This window comes from Streptomyces sp. NPDC040622 (genome assembly GCF_055593965.1).
Window position 1 is genome coordinate 509,905 of the sequence record NZ_JBVIXD010000007.1, and the last position, 20,687, is coordinate 530,591.

Here is a 20,687-nt window from a genome sequence, read left to right on the forward strand (position 1 = left end):
CTGAGCTGGGGAAACACCTCAGGACCTAAGACCCTTGAGCGCTTGTGAAAGTTTTCACAAGATTTTCGAAAAAGCCGCGCCCCCGCCATTGCGGGGGCGCGGCACAAAACTTCTCGCGAGGTCAGCCGATTTCCGCGCCGTAGGCCGAAAGGGCCTCCGGAACCGGCTGGAAGAACGTCTCGCCGCCCGAGGAGCAGTCGCCGCTGCCGCCCGAGGTCAGGCCCAGTGCCGTGTCGCCGGCGAAGAGAGCGCCGCCGCTGTCGCCGGGCTCGGCGCAGACGGTGGTCTGGATCAGGCCGTCGACCTGGCCCTCCTGGTAGTTCACCGTGGCGTTCAGGGCGGTGACGTCACCGTCGTGCACCTGGGTGGTGCTGCCGCTGCGCGTCACCTTCTGGCCGACGGTGGCGTCCCCGGCCTTGCTGATCGCCTGGGTGCCGCCGTAGAGGTTCACCTCGCTCGGGTGCGGGGTGTCGGCCGTGTACTTGACGAGGGCGTAGTCGTTGCCCGGGAAGCTGGACTCCTCCGTGGCGCCGATCTCCTGGCCGCCCTGCGAGTCCGACCAGCTCTTGACCGCGTTGCCGCAGTGCCCCGCCGTCAGGAAGTAGGGCTGGCCGCCCTTGACGACGTTGAAGCCGAGCGAGCAGCGCGAGCCGCTCCCCCAGATCGCGTCGCCGCCGGCGATGAAGGCCTTGTACTCGCCCTTGCTCCGCTTCAGCTCGGCCTTGCCGCCCAGGCTCTTCACGATCGAGCCGACCTTGTCGAGCTCGGCGCCCTTGACCGTGCGGTCGGCCGTCACGACGACCTTGTTCGTGGCGGGGTCCATCGCCCACGAGGTGCCGGGCACGGCCGCCTTGTCGTCGAGCGTCGCGCGGGCGCTCTTCAGCTCGGCGAGGGAGTTCTCGACGATTCTGGCCTTGCCGCCGGCCGACTCGACGGCGTCGGCCGCACTGCGGTCCAGCACGTTGACGACGAGGGACTTGGCCTTCGCGTCGTAGTACGTGCCCGCGGCGTCCGCGCCGAGGTCCTTGGTCAGGGTCGAGGCGAGCTTTCCGGCCTTCGCCACCGAGAGCGTGTCCGGCGTGGGGGCCGGGGAGTTCTCGCTGGCGTTCGCAGTCTGGAAGGTGACTCCCGCGGCGACCAGCGCGGCGATGCCCGCGCCTGCCACGGCGACACGCCGCTTGGGTATGCGTCGGTGCTTCAAAACTCACGACCTCCTGTGGGGGGAACGACCCGTCCGGCGTGGGGGCCTGACGGGCCGCAGGGGCTTACGAGACACGGAATTGCCACGCTGAAGAAGCCGCGTCCATGCCCATGTGGCCTCGCCCACTATCCCGATGCCCTCTGGTGGCACACAAGGTCTACTTCCGGACGTGTACTCGACAAACCCTGTGCGCCCCCTGTGCGTTGAACGGCCCTGATCCCACCACGTCGGTTCCCGTTGCAAACACCGCGTGCGAGGAACGATCGTCAGCCTGTGAGGACTAGTCCTGTCTTGATATCGCCCCTCAGGCGGGGCCGGGTTCTCCGGCTTCCGTGTCCCGCGCTCCGGAATCCGGCAGCTTCGCGGGCTCCGGATCCAGCCGCTTCACGGGCTCCGCCGGGGCCGGCTGCCGCGGCGGGGCCGACTGCTGCTGCGGCGGCGGGGCCGGCTGGGCCCGCTCCAGGAAGCGGAGCAGCTCCACCGGGAAAGGCAGGACGAGGGTGGAGTTCTTCTCGGCGGCGACGGCCACCACCGTCTGCAAAAGACGCAGTTGAAGGGCCGCGGGTTCCTCGGACATCTCGTGGGCGGCCTCGGCGAGCTTCTTGGACGCCTGCAGTTCGGCGTCGGCGTTGATGACGCGGGCGCGCCGCTCCCGGTCGGCCTCGGCCTGGCGGGCCATGGAGCGCTTCATCGTCTCCGGCAGCGACACGTCCTTGATCTCGACGCGGTCGATCTGCACGCCCCAGCCGATCGCCGGCGAGTCGATCATCAGCTCCAGGCCCTGGTTGAGCTTCTCCCGGTTGGAGAGCAGGTCGTCCAGGTCGCTCTTGCCGATGATGGAACGCAGCGACGTCTGTGCCATCTGCGAGACCGCGAACCGGTAGTCCTCCACCTGCACGACGGCCTCCGCGGCATCGACCACCTTGAAGTAGATGACCGCGTCGACGCGGACCGTCACGTTGTCCCGCGTGATGCCGTCCTGCGCGGGCACGGGCATCGTCACGATCTGCATGTTGACCTTGCGCATCCGGTCGAAGCCCGGGATCACCATCGTGAACCCCGGTCCGCGCACGGCGCGTTGGAGCTTTCCGAGGCGCAGGACCACGCCGCGCTCGTACTGCTTGACCACGCGCGCCGCCGCCATCGCGTAGACCACTCCGAAAGACCCGACGGTCACTCCCGCCGCCACCAGCTCCTCGACCATGCCGGCCCCCAGGGTCCGAATTGGGCGTGTTGGGCGTTCTCTTCGACGGTAGCCCCGCGCCGGACACAAAGGGAGAGGGGGGACGGGAGGCAAGGACGGGCCCCCGGCCGGTGTTCGGACGGGGGCCCACACGCTGTCGGCTACGAACTCAGAAGACGCTCACGTTGTACGCGCGCAGCGCCTCGGTGACCGGCTGGAAGAAGGTCGTGCCGCCCGACGAGCAGTTGCCGCTGCCGCCGGAGGTCAGGCCGAGGGCGGTGGAGCCCGCGTAGAGCGGACCGCCGCTGTCGCCCGGCTCGGCACAGACCGTGGTCTTGATCATGCCGTAGACGACGTCGCCGCCACCGTAGTTGACGGTCTGGTTCAGCGCGGTGACCCGGCCGCTGTGGATCCCGGTCGTGGAGCCGCGCCGGGTGACGTTCTGCCCGACGGTGGCGTCGGCGGCGCGGGTGATGTCCTGACTGCCCACGGTGCCGGACTTGGTGACCGAGTTGTTGGTGTACCGCACGATGCCGTAGTCGTTGGTCGGGAAGCTCGAACCCGACGTGGTGCCGAGCACGGTGGTCTTCGCCGAGTTGGACCACCAGGTGGTCGCGCCGTCGGTGCAGTGACCGGCGGTCAGGAAGTAGTAGGCGCCCGCGCTGTCGCGCACGTTGAAGCCGAGCGAACAGCGCCAGCTGCTCGCGTAGATGGCGTCGCCGCCCGAGATGTACTTCTGGAACGTGCCCGGCGTGCGCTCGATCTTCAGGGCGTCGGCGTTGGCCCCCGCCGCATCCTTGAGCCGCGCGATCTCGGCCCGGGAGACCGTGCTGTCGGCGGTGACCACGACCTGCTTCGTCTTCGGGTCGACGCCCCAGGCGGTGCCCGCGACATCGGCGCCGAGCACGGCGTCACTGGCTCGTTCCAGCTGTGAGGCGCTGAAGGTCGCGGTGCCGTCCTGCGCGGTGGCGGCGGGCACGGCGAGCGCCCCGGCGGCCACGAGTCCGGTGGCCACGGCCAGCAGACGGACGTGTCTCCCTGTACCACTGCGAAGGGTGGTGCGCTTGATCCTCACGTAGTTCCTCCCGAGGGAAGTCAGTGGGTCTTTGTGGGTTGAAGACCCGTGAGGCGCAGCCAAAGAGCAAGCCCGGATTCCGGATATGCCGTGCTCCTGACAAGCGCTGCTCGGGAGTATTGGGGGGTGGGCACGAGCCGCACAAGGGCGCCTTTCGGCCGCCGACCGATACACGTCGACCGGCCCCGGTGGGTCTCGTACCTGTCGTACGCCACCGGGGCTCTCCTTTCCGACGTCTCAGCTCTCGCGAAGGTTCCGCTCTCCCGCCGCGATCTCGGTGACCAGGGTGTTGCCGGGCGGCGGGAAGGGGCACAGGAAGTGGTCGGCGAAGGCGCACGGGGGCAGCAGCGCGCGGTTGAAGTCGACGGTGGTGCGGCCGTCGGGGTCGGGCGCGGCGGGCCGCAGGAAACGGAAGCGGTAGCTGGTCGCCCCGCTGGTGGCGTCCGCGAAGACGGCCCACAGGGAGCCGTCCCCCTCCACGCTCACCCGGAGCGTGTGCTCGACTCCCCCGAGCCGGAAGGAGAGTTCGCCGCCGATGCCGAGGCCGCGCTCCTTGCCGTCCGCGTTGCCGACCGTGACGGTGCGGTCCTCGCCGTAGGGGACGAACCTCCCGGGCACGGACCAGCGCGCGTCGTACGCGGTGGCCTCGATGCCTCGGAAGGCGCGGCGCGCGGTGGCGTCCGGGTCGAAGTCGCGCACGGCCCACAGCCCTTCGCGCCGCAGCACGACGAGCCGTCGGTCCCCGTGCGCGACGCGGGCGCCTGCCACCGGGCCCGGGTCGACGTCGAGCCGGGCCTCTCCGCTGAGGGGCCGGCCGTCGAGGGCGAGGCCGTCGTCGGGGCCCGCGGTCAGGACGACCGCGTCGGATGTCCCGGCCCAGTGCCCGGGGATGCCGGGCAGGTGCCCCTCCGGGTGGTCGGAGAGCCAGTGCGTGCCGGTGAGCGAGAGTGGCCCGTAGGGGGCGGACACCGCCTCCGTCCGCTGCTCGTGCCAGTGCTTCCACTCCTGCGCGGGGTCCGCGGTACGGCCCGCGCCGTCGTTCTCGGTGCTCATGGTGATCAATCCTTCCCTACGGGCTCACGCAGCCCGAGGTGGGAGCGCAGGGTCGCGCCCCGGTATTCCGTGCGGTACGCGCCGCGCTCCTGGAGCAGCGGCACCACCCGGTCGACGAAGTCGTCGAGCCCGCCGGGAGTGAGGTGCGGCACCAGGATGAAGCCGTCGGCGGCGTCGGTGCGGACGGCCTCCACCAGGTCGGCCGCGACGCTGTCGGGGGTGCCGATGAAGGACTGGCGGGCGGTGGTCTCGATGACGGTCTGGCGGATGGAGAGCCCCTTGGCCTCGGACAGGGCGCGCCACTTCGCGGCGACGGCGAAGGGGTCGGCGATCCGCACCCGGCCCTGGACGAGTTCGGAGGTGGGGTCGGGGTCGATGTCGGGCAGCGGCCCGTCCGGGTCGTACGCGGAGAGGTCCACGCCCCACACCTGCTCCAGGGCGAGGATGGCGTTCTGCGGGGAGACCTGCGCGCGGCGGATCTCGGTGGCCTTCTCCTGCGCCTCGGCCGCGGTGTCGCCGAGGACGTAGGTGACCCCGGGCATGATCTTCAGGTCGTCGGGCTCCCGCCCGTACGCGGCGAGCCGGCCCTTGACGTCGGCGTAGAACTCCCGCCCGGCCTCGGGTGTGCCGTGCCGCGTGAAGATCACGTCGGCGGCCGACGCGGCGAACTCGCGGCCCTCCGGCGAGTCCCCGGCCTGGATGACGACGGGGTGGCCCTGCGGGGAGCGCGGGACGGTGAACTCGCCCTCGATGGAGAAGTGCTGCCCGTGGTGGGCGAAGGGCCGCTGCCGCCCGTCGGGCGTCCAGGAGTCCCACAGCTCGCGGGCCGTCGCGAGGAACTCGGCAGCCCGGGTGTAGCGGTCGGCCCGGTCGAGGTAGCCCCCGCGCCGGAAGTTCTCGCCGGTGAAGGCGTCCGAGGTCGTGACCACGTTCCAGGCGGCGCGGCCCGCGCTCAGGTGGTCCAGGGAGGCGAACCTGCGGGCCAGTTCGTAGGGTTCGTTGAAGGTCGCGTTGACGGTGCCCGCGAGGCCGAGCCGGTCGGTGACGGCGGCGAGCGCGGTCAGCACGGTGAGCGATTCGGGCCGCCCGACCACGTCCAGGTCGTGGATGCGCCCCTTGGTCTCGCGCAGGCGCAGCCCCTCGGCGAGGAAGAAGAAGTCGAAGAGACCGCGTTCGGCGGTCCGGGCGAGCGAGGCGAAGGACGAGAAGTCGATGTGCGAGCGGGACCTGGGGTCGGACCAGACGGTGGTGCTGTTGACGCCCGGGAAGTGGGCCGCCAGGTGCACCTGTTTGGGTCGCTGGGTCATGAGGGCTCCCCCACGAGGGCGGCGTACCGGTTGGCGGGCCGGGCGAGTCCCAGGTGCTCGCGGAGCGTGCTGCCCGGGTAGAAGGTGCGGAACAGGCCGCGGTGCTGGAGCAGCGCGACGGTGCCGTTGACGAGCCGCTCCAGGTCACGGCGCGGCTCGACGGGCGTGAGGTGGAAGCCGTCGACGGCACCCGCGCGGTGCCAGTCGGCGATCAGGTCGGCCAGGTCGACGGGCCCGCCCCGGTAGGCGGGGCCCTCGGCGGTGGGCAGCGGGCCGCCCCCGTGCCCCGGCTCCGCCGCATGCTCCCCGCCGCCCAGGTCGACGACGAGCGCGGCGAACACCCGCAGCGACTGCGGGTCGCGGCCGGACCGCGCGGCGAGGGAACGCAGTTCGGCGCGTGCGGCGTCCGCGCGTTCGGCGGACGCGACCCGCACGAGGGCGACGTCCGCGTGCCGGGCGGCGGTCTCACGGGCCTGCGGCGGGGTCGCGTCGACGACCCGCACCGGGTGGCCCTGCGGCGGGCGCGGCACGATGGAGGGACCCCGCACCGAGAAGGCGCGCCCCTCGAAGTCGACGTGGTGCAGCTTGTCCCGGTCGATGAAGCGGCCGGTCGCCACGTCCCGTATCTCCGCGTCGTCCTCCCAGCTGTCCCACAGCCGGGCGGCGACGTCGGCGACCTCGCCGGCCTCCGCCCACAGCTCCTCGCGGGGTGCCGCGGCGCGCCGCCCGAAGAGCCGGGCCTCGGCCTCGGTCGTCGACACGTCGACCGCCCAGCCGGCCCGCCCGTGGCTGACCCAGTCGAGGGTCGCCACGGCGGCCTGCACGTGGAACGGCTCGGTGTGCGTGGTCGTGACGGTCGGCACGAGTCCGACGCGTCCGGTGCCGGGCGCGAGTCGCGCGGCGACGGCGAGCGCGTCGAGGCCGGGGCGCGCGAAGGAGTCCCCGAGCGTCACGAAGTCCAGCGAGCCGCGCTCGGCGAGGAGCGCCAACTCCTCGTAGGTGCGGGGGTCTTGACTGCCGGTCTGGTCGATGGCGGCGGCGAGGTGGAGGGGGCCGCGGCCGATGGGTCCGGTCATCAGCAAACCTTTCCGGGGCGCTCTGTGCCGCGACGGCGGCGCCCCAACGATGTGATCCGGCGCTACGGCTTGGGCAGGCCCGGCGGGTTGATCCGCGACGTCGGCACGGCCTCGCTCGACAGGCCCCACCGCTTGAGGACCTTCGCGTAACTGCCGTCCTTGATGACGTGGTTGAGCGCGGCGGCATAAGCGTCGACGAGGCCGCTGCCCTTCTTCGTGGTGGCGGCGATCTCCCCCTGGATCTCCTCGCCGCCGCCCGAGAGCCTGCCGACGATCTTCGTCTGGCCGGCGGAGGCGACGTGGTAGGCGGCCGAGGGGTGGGGGCCGAGGTAGGCGTCGATGCGGCCCGACTGGAGCGCCAGGTAGTAGTCGGAGTCCTTCTGGAAGTACTTGATGTCGACCGGCTCGCGTCCGGCCTTCTCGTTCTGCCTGCTCCAGTCGAGGAGGATCTTCTCCTGGTTGGTGCCGGAGGAGACGGCGACGGACTTGCCCGCCACGTCGGCGGGCTTCTTCACCTGCCAGTCGACGTCCTTCTTCGCCTCGAAGGCGATGTTGTCGAGGCGGTACGTCGCGAAGTCGTACTTCTCCTTGCGCTCCTCGGTCACCGTGACGTTGCCGAAGACGCCGTCGAACTTCCCGCTGTCCAGACCGACGAAGAGGTTCTCCCAGGAGACCTGCTGGAACGTGGGCTTCAGGCCGAGGGTGTCGGCGACGAGGATCGCGAGGTCGACCTCGGAGCCGATGCGGGTCTTGTCGTCGGTGGCGTAGAAGCCGAGCGGTGCGGTCGAGTCGGCGCCGCCGCCGAGCCGCAGCGTCCCGCGTCCGCGTACCCCGGCGGGGACGAGGGCCGCGACCGACGCGACTTTCTTGCCGCGCACGCGGTGCTGGTCGGGCCCGATGTTGACGGTGCCGACCTTCTTGGTGCCGGATCTGCCGCCGCCGGTCGCGGCGTCGCTGTCGCCTCCGCAGGCGCTGAGCAGCGGCGCGGCGGTCAGCAGGGCAAGGGCTGCGGCGAGGGCGGTGCGTCGGGAGTGCATGCGGGGGCTCCTAGAGGACCTTGGAGAGGAAGGCGCGCGTGCGGTCGTGCCGCGGCCTGTCGAGTACGTCGGCGGGGGCGCCCTGTTCCACGACGCGGCCGTCGTCCATGAAGACGACGGTGTCGGCCACCTCGCGGGCGAAGCCGATCTCGTGGGTGACGACGATCATCGTGGTGCCCTGCCGGGCCAGGTCCTTGATGACGTCGAGGACCTCGCCGACCAGCTCGGGGTCGAGCGCCGACGTCGGCTCGTCGAAGAGGAGCAGCTTCGGCTCCAGGGCGAGCGCGCGGGCGATGGCGACGCGTTGCTGCTGACCGCCGGAGAGGTGCTTGGGGTAGGCGTCGGCCTTGTCGGCGAGGCCGACGCGTGCCAGGAGCTCGCGCGCGGTCCGCGCCGCCTCGGCGCGCGGCTTCTTCAGGGCGGCGACCGGCGCCTCGACGACGTTCTCCAGGACGGTCAGGTGCGGGAAGAGGTTGAAGTTCTGGAAGACGAAGCCGATCCGGGTGCGCTGCTTGAGCACCTCGCGCTCGCGCAGCTCGTACAGCTTGTTGCCGGAGCGCCGGTAGCCGACGAGCGAACCGTCGACGCTGACCCAGCCCCCGTCGACCTTCTCCAGGTGGTTGATGGTGCGCAGGAGGGTGGACTTGCCGGACCCGGACGGGCCGAGGACGACGGTGACCTCGCCCTTGCCGACCTGGAGGTCGACGCCCTTCAGCACCTCCAGGGTGCCGAACGACTTGTGGACGGAGCGGAGTTCGACCATGGGAGGGGTGGCGGACACCGGGTCCGCGGTCTGCGCGCTCATCGCGTGGAGCCTTTCGAGAAGTGACGTTCGACGTAGTGCTGGAGAACGGAGAGCGCGCTGGTCAGGAGGATGTACCAGACGGTGGCGACCATCAGGAGCGGCACGACCCGGCCGTTGCGGCCGTAGATGACCTGCACTTGGTAGAAGAGTTCGCCGATCGCCATGACGGAGACGATCGAGGTGCCCTTGAAGAGGGAGATGATCTCGTTGGCCGCGTTGGGCAGGATCGACCGCATCGCCTGGGGCAGCACGATCCTGCGCAACTGCCGCAGCCGCGGGATGCCGAGGGCCGCGGCCGCCTCCAGCTGTCCGCCGTCGACGGCGAGCACGCCCGCGCGCACGATCTCGGCCGCGTACGCCGCCTGGTGCAGGGCCAGTCCGAGGACCGCGGCGCTCATCGCGCCGACGAGCCCCATGGTGTCGAAGGAGAAGAAGCCCGGCCCGAACGGGATGCCGAACTGCAGCTCCTTGTAGAGGTAGGCGAGGTTGAACCAGAAGAGCAGTTGCACGATGAGCGGGATCGAGCGGAACGCCCAGATGTAGGCGAAGGCCACCGACTTGAGGAAGGGGCTCGCGGAGAGCCGCATGAAGGCGAGGACGACGCCGAGCGCGAAGCCGAGAGCCGTGCCGTAGAAGGTGAGCTGCAGGGTGACCCAGACCGCCTTGAGGATCACGTCGGCGGTGAAGAACTCGGCGAACACCTCCCATTCCCAGGCCGCGTTGCTGACGAGTCCGTGCGCGAACTGCGCGACCAGGACGGCGGTCGCGGCGACGGCGGCCCACCGCCAGGGATGGCGCACGGGCACGACCTGGAGCGCCGCGTAGTCGTCGGCGGGCGGAGCGGGGGCCGGGTCGCCCTTGCTCAGGGGTGGATCACTGGTCAGGGAAGACATGAGGTTCCTCGGGGGCTCAGGTCGTGCGCAGGAAGTCGAGTACGGCGCGTGCGGTGGCGTCGTTCTGCCGGAAGGTGGGGCTGTTGGTCCGCGGCCGGGTGAAGGCGCCCGCGCCGCGCGCGTCGGTGTGCGGGCCGAGCGCGAAGCGGCGCGGATGCGGCGCGCCCGCCCGGTCGAGCACCCGGCCGTCGGCCGGATCGACGGCGAGGAGTCCCGCCGCGGTCGACGCGGCTCCCTCGGCGTGCAGGGCGCGCAGCAGCGGGTCGCGGGTGCGGGCGAGCGTGGGCTGCGGCAGCCGCGCCTCGACGAGGGCGCGGGCCTCGGTGACCTGCCCGGGCAGGGTGGGGCTGTGCGCGCGGAACACGCCGTCCTCGGCCCGCACTTGTACGTCCGCGCCGAGGAACCGTACGACGCCGGCGCGGGAGAGGGCGAGCAGTTGCCGCAGCCGCGGCCCGGGCGGCCCGGACGCGAGGTAGCTGAAGAAGCCGTGCCACCACGTTCCGATGTCGCCGAGCCGCACCACCTGTCCGTACACGGAGAGCAGTCCGAGGAAGACGGCGAGGTCGGGGCTGTGCGCGGGGTCGTGCCTGCGGGCGAGGTCGTCGGCGATGTAGCCGCGCAGTCCGTCCTGCAACGCCTCGTAGGAGGTGTGGCGCACCCCGTCCAGGGGGTGGTCGAGGGCCGTCAGGTCGAGCCGGTCGGCGGGGTCGGGCACGGCGGAGGCGACGAGGGCGTCCAGTTCGGGGCTGCCGGGTTCGCAGGCCCCGTACTTCTCGTCGAAGTCGGTCCAGGCGGTGCGGGTGCGTTCGGGGTGGGCGGTGAAGAGGCGGTGGTAGTGGGCGAAGCCGAGCTCCTTCTCGATGAGCGGCCACAGGTCCCGCCGGAAGTCGATCCCGCCGGGAAGGGCGAGGAGTGCGTCGATCTGGGCCGGGCCCAGATGGCGGGGCAGCGGCGGCCGTTCGCCCGCCCAGTCGTAGCCGATCTTCGAGTGGTACGGGACGCCCCGCCGCGATCCGACGTACAGGACGGGCTCGCGCCCCGAGGGCACGTACGTGTCGCCCTCGTACCGTCCGCCGCGCCCTTCGGTGAGCAGCACCATCAGGTCGACGAAGGCGAGGCCGAAGCCGCGCACGAGGACGGGAGCGCCGGGCGCGAGCCGCGACAGGTCGCTGTCCGCGGTGAAGTCGGGCGGCAGGTGCACGAGCCCGTTGCGCTCGGCGTAGGCGGCCAGCTCCCGCTGCTCGTCGTCGAGTTCGGCGTCCAGGTGGCCCTGGGCGAGGATGACGAGGTCGGCGGCGAGGGGCTGGTCGGCGCCTTCGAGGAGCACGTCCTGGCGCGTGTCGCGCCCACCGGTCACGCGCAGCGCCCTGCGGGCGTGGTGGTGGACGACGACGCCCTCGGGCAGGGCGGCCACGGCCTTCTCGTACACCCAGCGCATGTAGGCGCTCTGCTCGCGGCGGCCGAGGAAGTCCCGCCCGTCGCGCCCGGACCACTCGTGCAGGGCGGGGCCCGGCAGGACCGGGCCCGTCACCTCCACGGTCTCGTCGGTGAACATGGTGACGTCCTGGGCCTGGGAGTTCATCCAGAGCAACGGCGACTGGTCGTGCCGCCAGATGCGCCCGCCGCCCGGCGGATAGGGGTCGACGAGGTGGATGTCGAACCCCTGCTCCCGCGCCGCGCCCGCCCCCGAAGCGCCGTACGTCTCAGGCGCGTTGGCGGCGATGCGCTCCAGGATTCCGGTGGCGCGCGGGCCGGCGCCCACGATCACCAGGGAGGGGCGGGACCGCTCCCCCGCCGGGCTCATCGCGCACGCTCCGAGCCGCGCGCGTAGTGCCGCTCGACGTAGTACTGGCCGACGCTGAGCACCGAGGTGACCACGACGTACCAGATGGTGGCGACCATGAGCAGCGGGATGACCTGGTAGGTGCGGTGGTAGACGAGCTGCACGGAGTAGAGCAGGTCCTGCACGGCGATGACGGAGACGATCGAGGTGCCCTTGAGGGTGCCGATCAGCATGTTCCCGGCCGGCGGCACGATGGAGCGCATGGCCTGCGGCAGGACGATCCGCCGCAGCCTGCGCCACCGGCCGAGCCCGAGCGACTGCGCAGCCTCGACCTGGCCTCGGTCGACGGAGAGGATCCCGCCGCGCACCACCTCGGCGGCGTACGCGGCCTCGTGCAGGGTGAGTCCGATGATGGCGATGGTGACCGGGCCGAGCAGGTTGACCGTCTTCACGCCGAACAGCTGCGGGTACAGCGCGCCGATGTTGAACCAGAAGAGCAGCTGCACCAGGATCGGCATCGACCTGAAGAACCAGACGTATCCCCAGCTCACCGACCGCAGCACGGGGTTGGCGGAGAGCCTGCCCACGGCGAGCAGCGTGCCCAGCGCGAAGCCGAGCACCATGACGAGGGCGGTCAGCCAGAGCGTGAGCCCGAGGCCGCGGAGCACGGACGCCGAGGTGAAGTGGTCGGCGACCACATCCCATTGGAACGCCTCGTTGCGGACGACGGAGTTGGCGGCGAGCGCGAGCAGGACCAGGACGGCGACGGCCGCCGTCCACTGCCCGACGCGGGGCCGGGGCACGATGCGTGGCGCGTCGGCGAGTTCGGCGGGATCCGGGGGCGGAGGGGCGGTCGCGACTTTGGCGAGAGTGTCGGAAGACATGCGGAAGGCTCCGTGGATACAGAAGATCGAACACGGGTGACGCCTTCACATGGACCGAGCCCCTCAGCACGATCCGCCATCGAGATTACGGGGCGGTTCACGTGCGCTGTCAAGGCTGTCCAGGATGTGAGCCGTACGTCTCACGGCAGTTGACGCAGAAACGGATGCCTGTTCCACTTGGCCCATGCATCCGCAGCAGTGGCTGGTCACGCGCTCCCACATCGACTTCGGTCGAGTGTGGTCGGCGTCTTGTTGATGTCCTCCTGAGCCGACCCCCTGCACTCTCCGCGCCCTTGAGCACCTGAGCCCGTCCGGCGACCGCCGGGCCCGCTCGCTCCTGCCCGGGTCGGGCTCCTCGCGCTCTCCTGACGCGACGGCCGTGCGCCCGCACGCCGTTGCCCACGCCTTCACACGCGCACTTCGCCGCCCCGTCCTTCGCGGGCGACGGCACCCCTCCCCTCGTACGACCGCTTCGCCCTGCCCTGCCGAGCTGGAGACCGTCACGCCATGAGCACGCCCCCGCAGTCCCGCCGCCTGACGGCGGCCTTCGCCCTGATCACCGCCGCCGCCCTCGCCCTGACCGCCTGCGGTTCCGGCGACGCGGACACCGCGGCGGGCGCCGCCCCCGCGGGCAAGAGCGGCGAGATTCCCACCGCGGACGTGGTCTCCTCCGTCAAGAAGGACGCGGCGGCGGCACGTCTGCTGCCCTCGGACGTGCGCGAACGCGGCACGCTCCGCATCGCCTCCTCGGTCGGCGGCACCCCGCCCGGCGCCCTCTACCTGGAGGACGGCAGGACGATCGTCGGCCAGGACATCGACTTCGCGGACGCGGTGGCGAAGACGCTCGGCCTGAAGCTGACGCGGGAGGCCGCGAGCTTCGAGGCGATCCTGCCGGCCCTGGGCAGTGGCAAGTACGACCTGGGCACGGGCAACTTCGGCGTCACCGACGAGCGCCGGAGGACCATCGACTTCGTCACGTACATCAACGACGGCCAGGGCTTCGCCGTCCGCAAGGACAGCAAGCTGAAGAAGGTCACCGACTTCGAGCAGCTGTGCGGCCTGAACGTGGCGACCGGCGCGGGCACCACCTTCGAGGTCACGCTGGAGGACAACAAGCACGTCTGCGAGGAGGCGGGCAAGAAGCCGTACAGCGTGAAGACGTACGCCGAGCAGGGCGCGATCTGGGCCGCGCTGCAGCAGGGCCGCGCCGACGTGGTGATGTCCACCATCAACGGCCTGCGCTACGCCGTGCGGCAGCAGGAGGGCCTGAAGTTCCTCGGCGAGTACCACCGCCTCGACGTCGGCTTCGCCTTCAAGAAGGGCACGAAGCTGGCGCCCGCGTTCCGGGCCGCGGTCGACCGTCTGATCAAGGACGGGACGTACGACCGCATCCTGAAGAAGTGGGGCACCACCGGCTCGGCCATCGAGAAGTCGCAGATCTCGCCCCCGGAGATCAAGGACTGACACCCCCTGGGCCCTCCCCTGGGCCCGTAGTCGCACCTGCGGCAACGGCACACGCGGCCCAGAAGCCGCGGCTGCCGGGCGTACCGCCTCCGTACGGGTCGCCGCCGCCCGGTCGACCGGGCGGCGGCTCGGCCGCTCAGCCGCTCGGCCGCTCAGCCGCTCAGCCGCTCGGCCGCTCAGCCTGAGCCTCCGTCAGAACCGGGATGGCGAGCCCGTCGTAGTCCGTGACGACGCGGGACGCGACTCCCCCGAGCGGCCCGGATCCGATCAACTCCGGCATCGCGGCGAGGGTCCGTTCACCCGTACGCACCCCTCGTCACCCGTACGCCGTGAAGAATCATATTTCACTCACTGTCAGCAGCCGTACACAGCACGACCCTTGGAGCACAACGCACATCGGCGTGTTGACTCTGCACCAGTACCGTCACGAAACCCCCGCGCGGCGACTATCCACTTGGCGCAGCATCCGCATCATGGACGACGATAGGAACGCGGAAAGCAGGGAAACCGCTGCGAGAGGAGGCGTCCATGGGATCGGTGCGCAAGGCGAGTGCCTGGCTTGGCCTCGTCGACGACAACAACGACGAGCGTTACTACGACGACGGCTACGACGACGACCGGAGCGAGGGCCCCGACCAGCCGGAGGCCTGGGTCACCGACCCGCGCGTGCGGGTGGCGAGCGAGACGGCCGAGGAGGAGGGCCGCCGGATCGGGACCGTGACCCCGGACAGCTTCCGGGACGCACGCGGCATCGGTGAGCTCTTCCGGGACGGCGTCCCGGTCATCATGAACCTCACGGCCATGGAGCCCACCGACGCCAAGCGCGTGGTCGACTTCGCGGCAGGCCTCACCTTCGGCCTGCGCGGTTCGATCGAGCGGGTGGCGACGCGGGTCTTCCTGCTCACGCCCGCGAACACCCAGATCGTCAACGGCGAGGCGGGCAGCCGCCCGTCGGACGGCTTCTTCAACCAGAGCTAGGGGCAGGACGCTCACCGGAGCCCTGTCCGGTCACCGGAGCACCGGTCACCGGAAGGCGTCGAGACCGGTGAGCGCCTTGCCCAGTACCAGCTGATGCATCTCGACGGTGCCCTCGTAGGTGAGCACCGACTCGAGGTTCGTCGCGTGCCGCATGACGGGGTATTCGAGGGAGATCCCGTTGGCGCCCAGGATCGTCCTGGCCGTGCGGCAGATCTCGATCGCTTCGCGGGTGTTGTTGAGCTTGCCGAAGCTGATCTGCTCGGGACGGAGCCTGCCCGCGTCGAGGCGCCGCCCCAGGTGGTGGGCGAGCAGGATGCCCTTGTGCAGCTCGACCGCCATGTCGGCGAGCTTGGCCTGGGTGAGCTGGAAGCCGCCGATGGGCCGGCCGAACTGCTCACGGGTCTTCGCGTACTGGACGGCCGCCTCGAAGGAGGAGCGGGCCGCGCCCATGGCACCCCAGACGATGCCGTAGCGCGCGTGCGAGAGACAGCTCAGCGGACCCTTGAGGCCCGCGCCCTCGGGCAGTACGGCGTCCGCGGGCAGCCGCACCTCGTCCAGGACCAGTTCGCTGGTGACGCTCGCGCGCAGCGACCACTTGTGCCGGATCTCGGGCGCCGAGAAGCCCGGCGCGTCGGTCGGCACGACGAATCCCCTGATGCCGTCGTCGGTCTGCGCCCAGACGACGGCGACCCCGGCCACCGACCCGTTGGTGATCCACATCTTGCGGCCGGTCAGGACCCAGTCCGTGCCGTCCTTCTTGGCGTGCGTCCGCATGGACGCCGGGTCGGAGCCGTGGTCGGGCTCGGTCAGGCCGAAGCAGCCGATGATCTCGCCCGCGGCCATGCCCGGCAGCCAGCGCTGCTTCTGCTCCTCGGAGCCGAAGCGATGGATGGCGTACATGGCGAGGGAGCCCTGCACGGAGACGAGGGAGCGGATCCCGGAGTCGGCGGCCTCCAGCTCCAGGCAGGCCAGGCCGTACTGCACGGCGGTGGCGCCGGCGCAGCCGTAGCCCTCCAGGGACATCCCGAGGGCCCCGATGGAGCCGAGTTCCCTGGCCAGATCGCGGATGCCGGGCAGTTCGCCCCGCTCGTACCAGTCGGCGATGTGCGGCAGGACCCGGTCGGCCGCCCAGGTGCGGACGGTGTCACGGATCGCGAGGTCCTCCGGGTCCAGGAGGTCGTCGACGCCGAGGGGATCGGTGGGGTCGAAGGGCGGCAGCGGGGTGCGGGCGCTTGCGGACATGCGGGCCTCCGGCGACACAAAACTAGCAGTGGTAGTTAGCTACGGCTCGCGCTGACGTTACGACGCAGTGTGCCGCACGTCCAGGGTGTGCCTGTCGGGTCCGCGACAGGGCGGGCGGGTGAGGGGACGATCCGGCCGAAGGCCGGGGCCGCCTCAGCGAGGCCGAGGGCGAGAGCCGGAAACCCCTCAGCGAAGAGAGGCCGAATCCACCCCGACCCGGGCCGCCGGGTCCCGGGGACCGGGCACCCCCTGCTCGGCCCGCGCCGCAGGCGCCCCGCACTCCATGCCCCGCGGCAGCTTCAGCGCCGCCACCGCGCCGAGCAGCAGCAGCCCCGCGCTGACCAGCAGGGTCACGTGCAGTCCGTGCACGAAGGAGTCCCGCGCCGCACTGCGCAGCGCGTCCCCCGCCGTGCCGCCGAGCCGCGCGGCAACCTCGTACGCCTCGCCGAGCGAGTGGCCCGCCGCCGCACTGTCCGCCGCGGGCACCCCGTCGACCGAGGACAGGCCCGGCGCGTACGCCGCGTTCATGACGCTGCCGAGCAGCGCGATGCCGATGCCCGCACCGAGCTGGTAGGAGGTCTCGCCGATCGCCGCCGCACCGCCCGCCTGGGACGGCGGCGCCTCGCTCAGCATCGACTCGTACGCGCCGAAGAGCGTGGTCTCCAGACCGAAGCCGAGCAGGACGAAGCCGACGAGGAGCAGGGCGTCGTTGGCGTGGGCGCCCATGCCGGTCAGCAGGAGGACGGCGAGCGCGGTGAGACAGAAGCCTGCGCAGACCATCGTGCGCGGTCCCAGCCCGCCGAGCATCTTGGATCCAGCGAGGCCCGCGGCCATCGCCGCGACGGTGAGGGGCAGCAGCCGCAGACCCGTCTCCAGCGGGGAGAGGCCGAGCACGAGCTGCAGGTACTGGGCGGCGATCAGCTCCAGGCCCACGAGGGCGAGCATGGCGAGGACGATGCAGCCGACCGACGTGCTGAACGCGGGCCGCGCGAACATCGACAGGTCGACCAGCGGATGCGTGCGCCTGCGCTGTCTGCGCACGAAGCCTGCGAGCAGGGCGCCGCCCACGACGAGGGAGATCAGGGTGGTGGGGCCGAGCGGCGACTCGCCGCCGCCGAGCCGCTTGACGCCGAGGACGACCCCGAAGAGTCCGGCCGCGGCCATCAGCGCGCCGACCACGTCCCACGGCCCGTTCCCGTCACCGGTCGACTCGGGCAGGAGCCAGCGTCCGACGGGCAGGCTGACCAGCATCAGCGGGATGTTTATGAGGAAGACCGAGCCCCACCAGAAGTGCTCGAGGAGGAACCCGCCGAGCAGCGGTCCGACCGCGGCGCCCACGGCGGCCACCGCGCTCCACAGGCCGATGGCGACGGCCCGCTCGCGCCGGTCGGGGAAGACCTGGCGCAGGATCGACAGGGTCGCGGGCATGATCATCGCGCCGCCGACGCCGAGCAGCGCCCGGGCCGCGATCAGGACCTGCGCGTTGTCGGCGAGGGCCGCGATCGCCGAGGCGACACCGAAGAGGGCGTAGCCGAGGAGGAGGACGCGTCTGCGGCCGACGCGGTCGCCGAGCGTGCCGAAGAGAATGAGGAGCGAGGCGCAGACCAGTGGATAGATGTCGACGATCCACAGCAGTTCGATCCCGCCGGGCCTCAGGTCCTCGGTGACCGCGGGCACCGCGACGTGCAGCACGGTGGCGTCGACGGCGACGAGCAGCAGGCTGACGCAGAGGACGACCAGCACGACCCAGCGGTTGGCCCCGGCACCGGCCCCGGATCCCCGACGGCCCTGCGATGCTGCGGCCGTGGTCGTCCCGGACATGTGCGTACCTCCCAGTGGTCCCTCGCATCGGCGGCCTGCGGGAGGTGAACTCCCTGCTCCGGCGGCGCAGACAAAGGCGAGTGAGCCGTCAGAGTACGCGAGTCCCCGCCCGGGGCGCGTGGCGGACCTCTCATGGTTGTGCGGATGCGGTGTGGCGTGCGCCACGCCCACGGCTCCCGGGCGAGCCCCGTGGGGGTGTCCGGCTGCGCCGACGGCCGATAATCGAGCCCGTGACTGATGTTGATCAACGCCTCTCGCCGGCCCCGGCGGGCCACGTGCTGCGCCGCGCGGCGCCCGCGCTCCTCGTGTACGCCGGGGTGCGCGCGCTGGGCCTCGCCGTCCTCGCGGTGTGGGGCGCGGCGGCGGGCAAGAGCCCGCACACCCTGCTGAGCGCCCGCTGGGACTCGCTCTGGTACACCCGCGTCGCCGAGCACGGATACGGCTGGGAGGTGACGCTGCCGGACGGCAGCGTCCACTCGAACCTCGCGTTCTTCCCGCTGTTGCCCTGGCTCGAGCGGCTCGTCTCGGCGATCAGCCCGCTCTCGTACCCCGACGCGGGGCTGGTGGTGAGCTGGGTCGCGTCGCTCTGCGCGGCGGCGGGGATCTTCGCGGTGGCCGAGCACGTCCACGGGCGCCGGGCCGGGGTCTGCGCGGCCGCGCTGTGGGCGGTGCTGCCGGTCGGCATCGTGCAGTCGATGGCGTACAGCGAGTCGCTGTTCACCGCGCTCGCCGCCTGGTCCCTGTACGCGGTGCTCACGGAGCGCTGGGTGACGGCGGGCCTGCTCGCCTCCTTCGCGGGTCTGACCCGGCCGGTGGGTGCGGCGGTGGTCGCCGCGATCTGGGTGGCGGCGGCCGTACGGATCCACCGGGAGCGCCGGGCGCACTGGCGGATGCTCCTCGGGGTCGTCCTGGCGCCGGTCGGCGCGGCGGCCTACGTGCTCTGGGTCGGCCACCGCACCGGCGGCGGCCTCTTCGGCTATCTGGACGTCCAGGCGGGCTGGGGCAACGGCTTCGACTTCGGCTACGCCTTCGCGCGCTTCGTCGGGGAGAAGTTCACCTCCGTGCCGGGCGCGCTCGCGGGCCTCGGCCTGATCGTGGGGGTCGCCGCGGTCGTCTGGCTGTACGTTCTCGGCGTGCGCCGCGGGCAGCCGCTGCCGCTGCTCGTCTACTGCGGGATCGTCGTCGTACTGGCGCTCTGCGCGGCCGGCTACTTCGGCTCGAAGCCGCGGCTCCTGATGCCTGCCTTCCCGCTCCTGCTGCCGGTCGCGGTGGCGCTGGCCCGGTTGCGTACGTCCAGGTCGGCGCTGGTCCTCGGCGGGGTGGCCGCGGCGAGCGCGGTCTACGGGGCCTTCTGGCTGCACGGCTCGGGCCCGCCCTGATCACGTCATGATCATTCCCGGGGCCTCCGGTGATCGAACGGGAAATTCCACACCAGGACCCGGTGAACGAATTCATAAGCGTCATAAAACGACCCCGGAAATGATCAACGAATTGAGCAAGGAACTCTCCGCGGAAAGGGAATCCCCAGGAATAAACCCCGTCCTGAGATCAATCCCACATCACATCGTCATCACAAAGCCACTGATTCGGCCTAGTCCCGCACTCACTCGCTGTAACGTCGATTGGGTGCGTACCGAACGAAACCTCACCCGTCTTGACCGGGTCTTCGCCCGGCTGGACCGTGAGCCGGAACGACCGGCCCACCTCGACGTGCCGAGGATGAGCCGGCACAGGATCGTGCTCTTCAGCGCGACCCTGGCCTTCTACCTGGCCATCGTCGTCGCCGTGCTCGTCACCTCGTGGCTGGTCCGGTTCGACTGGCAGGTCATGTTCTTCCGGCCCTACCAGCAGTGGCCGGAGATCCACGCCTTCCTGGACTACTGGGTCGTCCTCGGCCAGCGCGGCCCGACCGCCGTCATGGTCGCGGCCTGGCTCGGCTGGCGTTCCTGGCGTCAGCACACCCTGCGCCCCCTCCTGATGTTCGGCACCGCCCTGCTGCTGCTCAACATCACCGTGGGCGCCGCGAAGATCGGCATGGGCCGCCTCGGCCCGCACTACGCCACCACGATCGGCTCGAACGAGATGGGCCTCGGCGGCGATATATTCCCTTCGGGCCACACCGCCAACGCCGTCGTGACCTGGGGAATCCTGGCCTACCTCGCCTCCACTCCGCGCACCCGCCGCTATCTGTCGGCCCTGTCCGCGGTGGTCTCGCTGAGCGTCGGCCTCACCACCGTCTACCTCGGTACGCACTGGCTGAGCGACGTCTTCCTCGGCTGGGCCGCGGGCCTGCTCATCCTGCTCGCGCTGCCCTGGTTCGAGCCGCTGATCACCCGCGTCGAGGCCGTGATCTTCGGCGTCCGGGAGTCCTGGCGGGCCCGCAGGGCCGGTGTCATCACCGTGCCCGAGCACGGCCCCGCGCCCGTCGGCGCCCCCGCGATGGTGCCGCAGCGCCCGGCCGCGGACGACGGACCGCACGCGCGTGCGCCGGTCGGCGCGGCCCGCGGCCCCCGTTCCTCCGGCCACCTCGCCCCGGGCCCGCACACGGCCCGCTCCGAGCGCACCCCGGTCACCCCGGCGGGCAGCCGCCGCCCGCCGCACACCGACCGCGTCACCCGAGGCACCCCGTCGGCCCGCCCGGTGGCGGGCGGCTGACCCGCGAAAAGCGCCCGCAGACAGGCCCACAGACAGCGGGGGCCGGTACGCACAGCCCATCCCCCGCACCCGGAAGGCCCCGGCTCCGTTCAGGAGCCGGGGCCTTCGTCGTGCCCTGGCCACCGGTGGCCAGGGCACCGCGGGTCGCGGGAGCGGGGCGCTCCGCCCCTCCAACCGAGGGTCACCACAACCTCCTTTAACTCGAAGTTGGGCCGCCCCACGAGGTGCTC

General features: G+C 71.5%; 17 protein-coding genes. 4 read left to right on the plus strand and 13 right to left on the minus strand.

Annotation, left to right across the window (positions count from 1 at the left end; translation table 11 throughout):
* Window positions 1-121: 121 nt before the first annotated feature.
* The 11 genes from ACZ592_RS22855 to ACZ592_RS22905 form a co-directional block, all read right to left on the minus strand.
* Window positions 122-1,201 (minus strand): S1 family peptidase, encoded by a 1,080-nt coding sequence (locus tag ACZ592_RS22855; RefSeq protein WP_471583428.1) that lies wholly within the window; start codon window positions 1,199-1,201, stop codon window positions 122-124.
* A gap of 304 nt (window positions 1,202-1,505) precedes the next feature.
* Complete coding sequence (locus tag ACZ592_RS22860; RefSeq protein ID WP_471583429.1) at window positions 1,506-2,405, minus strand: slipin family protein; 900 nt, start codon at window positions 2,403-2,405, stop codon at window positions 1,506-1,508.
* Between the two features lie 148 nt (window positions 2,406-2,553).
* Window positions 2,554-3,459 carry a S1 family peptidase gene (locus ACZ592_RS22865; protein ID WP_471583430.1) on the minus strand — a complete coding sequence of 302 codons (906 nt, stop codon included), beginning with the start codon at window positions 3,457-3,459 and terminating at the stop codon, window positions 2,554-2,556.
* Window positions 3,460-3,696: 237 nt separating this feature from the next.
* Entirely contained in the window at window positions 3,697-4,512 is an 816-nt protein-coding gene (locus ACZ592_RS22870) for a DUF1684 domain-containing protein (RefSeq protein ID WP_471583431.1), read from the minus strand.
* Between the two features lie 5 nt (window positions 4,513-4,517).
* Window positions 4,518-5,819: an NtaA/DmoA family FMN-dependent monooxygenase gene (locus tag ACZ592_RS22875; RefSeq protein WP_471583432.1), complete on the minus strand. Its 1,302-nt coding sequence runs from the start codon at window positions 5,817-5,819 to the stop codon at window positions 4,518-4,520.
* On the minus strand, window positions 5,816-6,895 hold the full coding sequence (locus ACZ592_RS22880) for an LLM class flavin-dependent oxidoreductase (RefSeq protein WP_471583433.1): 1,080 nt from the start codon (window positions 6,893-6,895) through the stop codon (window positions 5,816-5,818). Before ACZ592_RS22880 ends, ACZ592_RS22875 begins: the two co-directional genes overlap by 4 nt.
* 62 nt (window positions 6,896-6,957) lie before the next feature.
* Complete coding sequence (locus ACZ592_RS22885) at window positions 6,958-7,932, minus strand: ABC transporter substrate-binding protein (protein ID WP_471583434.1); 975 nt, start codon at window positions 7,930-7,932, stop codon at window positions 6,958-6,960.
* 10 nt (window positions 7,933-7,942) lie between these two features.
* Window positions 7,943-8,737 (minus strand): amino acid ABC transporter ATP-binding protein, encoded by a 795-nt coding sequence (locus ACZ592_RS22890; protein WP_471583435.1) that lies wholly within the window; start codon window positions 8,735-8,737, stop codon window positions 7,943-7,945.
* Window positions 8,734-9,630 (minus strand): amino acid ABC transporter permease, encoded by an 897-nt coding sequence (locus tag ACZ592_RS22895; RefSeq protein ID WP_471583436.1) that lies wholly within the window; start codon window positions 9,628-9,630, stop codon window positions 8,734-8,736. The genes ACZ592_RS22890 and ACZ592_RS22895 overlap by 4 nt, the downstream gene beginning before the upstream one ends.
* Before the next feature lie 16 nt (window positions 9,631-9,646).
* Window positions 9,647-11,434: an FAD/NAD(P)-binding protein gene (locus ACZ592_RS22900; protein WP_471583437.1), complete on the minus strand. Its 1,788-nt coding sequence runs from the start codon at window positions 11,432-11,434 to the stop codon at window positions 9,647-9,649.
* Window positions 11,431-12,297 (minus strand): amino acid ABC transporter permease, encoded by an 867-nt coding sequence (locus tag ACZ592_RS22905; protein ID WP_471583438.1) that lies wholly within the window; start codon window positions 12,295-12,297, stop codon window positions 11,431-11,433. The genes ACZ592_RS22900 and ACZ592_RS22905 overlap by 4 nt, the downstream gene beginning before the upstream one ends.
* Window positions 12,298-12,804: 507 nt before the next feature.
* Between ACZ592_RS22905 and ACZ592_RS22910 the strand changes: the two genes are divergently transcribed.
* On the plus strand, window positions 12,805-13,761 hold the full coding sequence (locus tag ACZ592_RS22910) for an ABC transporter substrate-binding protein (protein ID WP_471583439.1): 957 nt from the start codon (window positions 12,805-12,807) through the stop codon (window positions 13,759-13,761).
* Between the two features lie 528 nt (window positions 13,762-14,289).
* Window positions 14,290-14,739, plus strand: coding sequence for a cell division protein SepF (locus ACZ592_RS22915; RefSeq protein ID WP_471583440.1), 450 nt, complete (start codon window positions 14,290-14,292; stop codon window positions 14,737-14,739).
* A 45-nt stretch (window positions 14,740-14,784) separates the two neighbouring features.
* On the opposite strand, the gene ACZ592_RS22920 is transcribed toward ACZ592_RS22915, so the two are convergent.
* Window positions 14,785-15,981 (minus strand): acyl-CoA dehydrogenase family protein, encoded by a 1,197-nt coding sequence (locus ACZ592_RS22920; protein WP_471583441.1) that lies wholly within the window; start codon window positions 15,979-15,981, stop codon window positions 14,785-14,787.
* A gap of 186 nt (window positions 15,982-16,167) precedes the next feature.
* Complete coding sequence (locus tag ACZ592_RS22925; protein WP_471583442.1) at window positions 16,168-17,802, minus strand: MFS transporter; 1,635 nt, start codon at window positions 17,800-17,802, stop codon at window positions 16,168-16,170.
* Window positions 17,803-18,032: 230 nt separating this feature from the next.
* On the opposite strand from ACZ592_RS22925, the gene ACZ592_RS22930 reads away from it, so the two are divergent.
* Window positions 18,033-19,181: a mannosyltransferase family protein gene (locus ACZ592_RS22930; protein WP_471583443.1), complete on the plus strand. Its 1,149-nt coding sequence runs from the start codon at window positions 18,033-18,035 to the stop codon at window positions 19,179-19,181.
* A 247-nt stretch (window positions 19,182-19,428) separates the two neighbouring features.
* Entirely contained in the window at window positions 19,429-20,457 is a 1,029-nt protein-coding gene (locus ACZ592_RS22935; RefSeq protein WP_471583444.1) for a phosphatase PAP2 family protein, read from the plus strand.
* Window positions 20,458-20,687 lie beyond the last annotated feature (230 nt).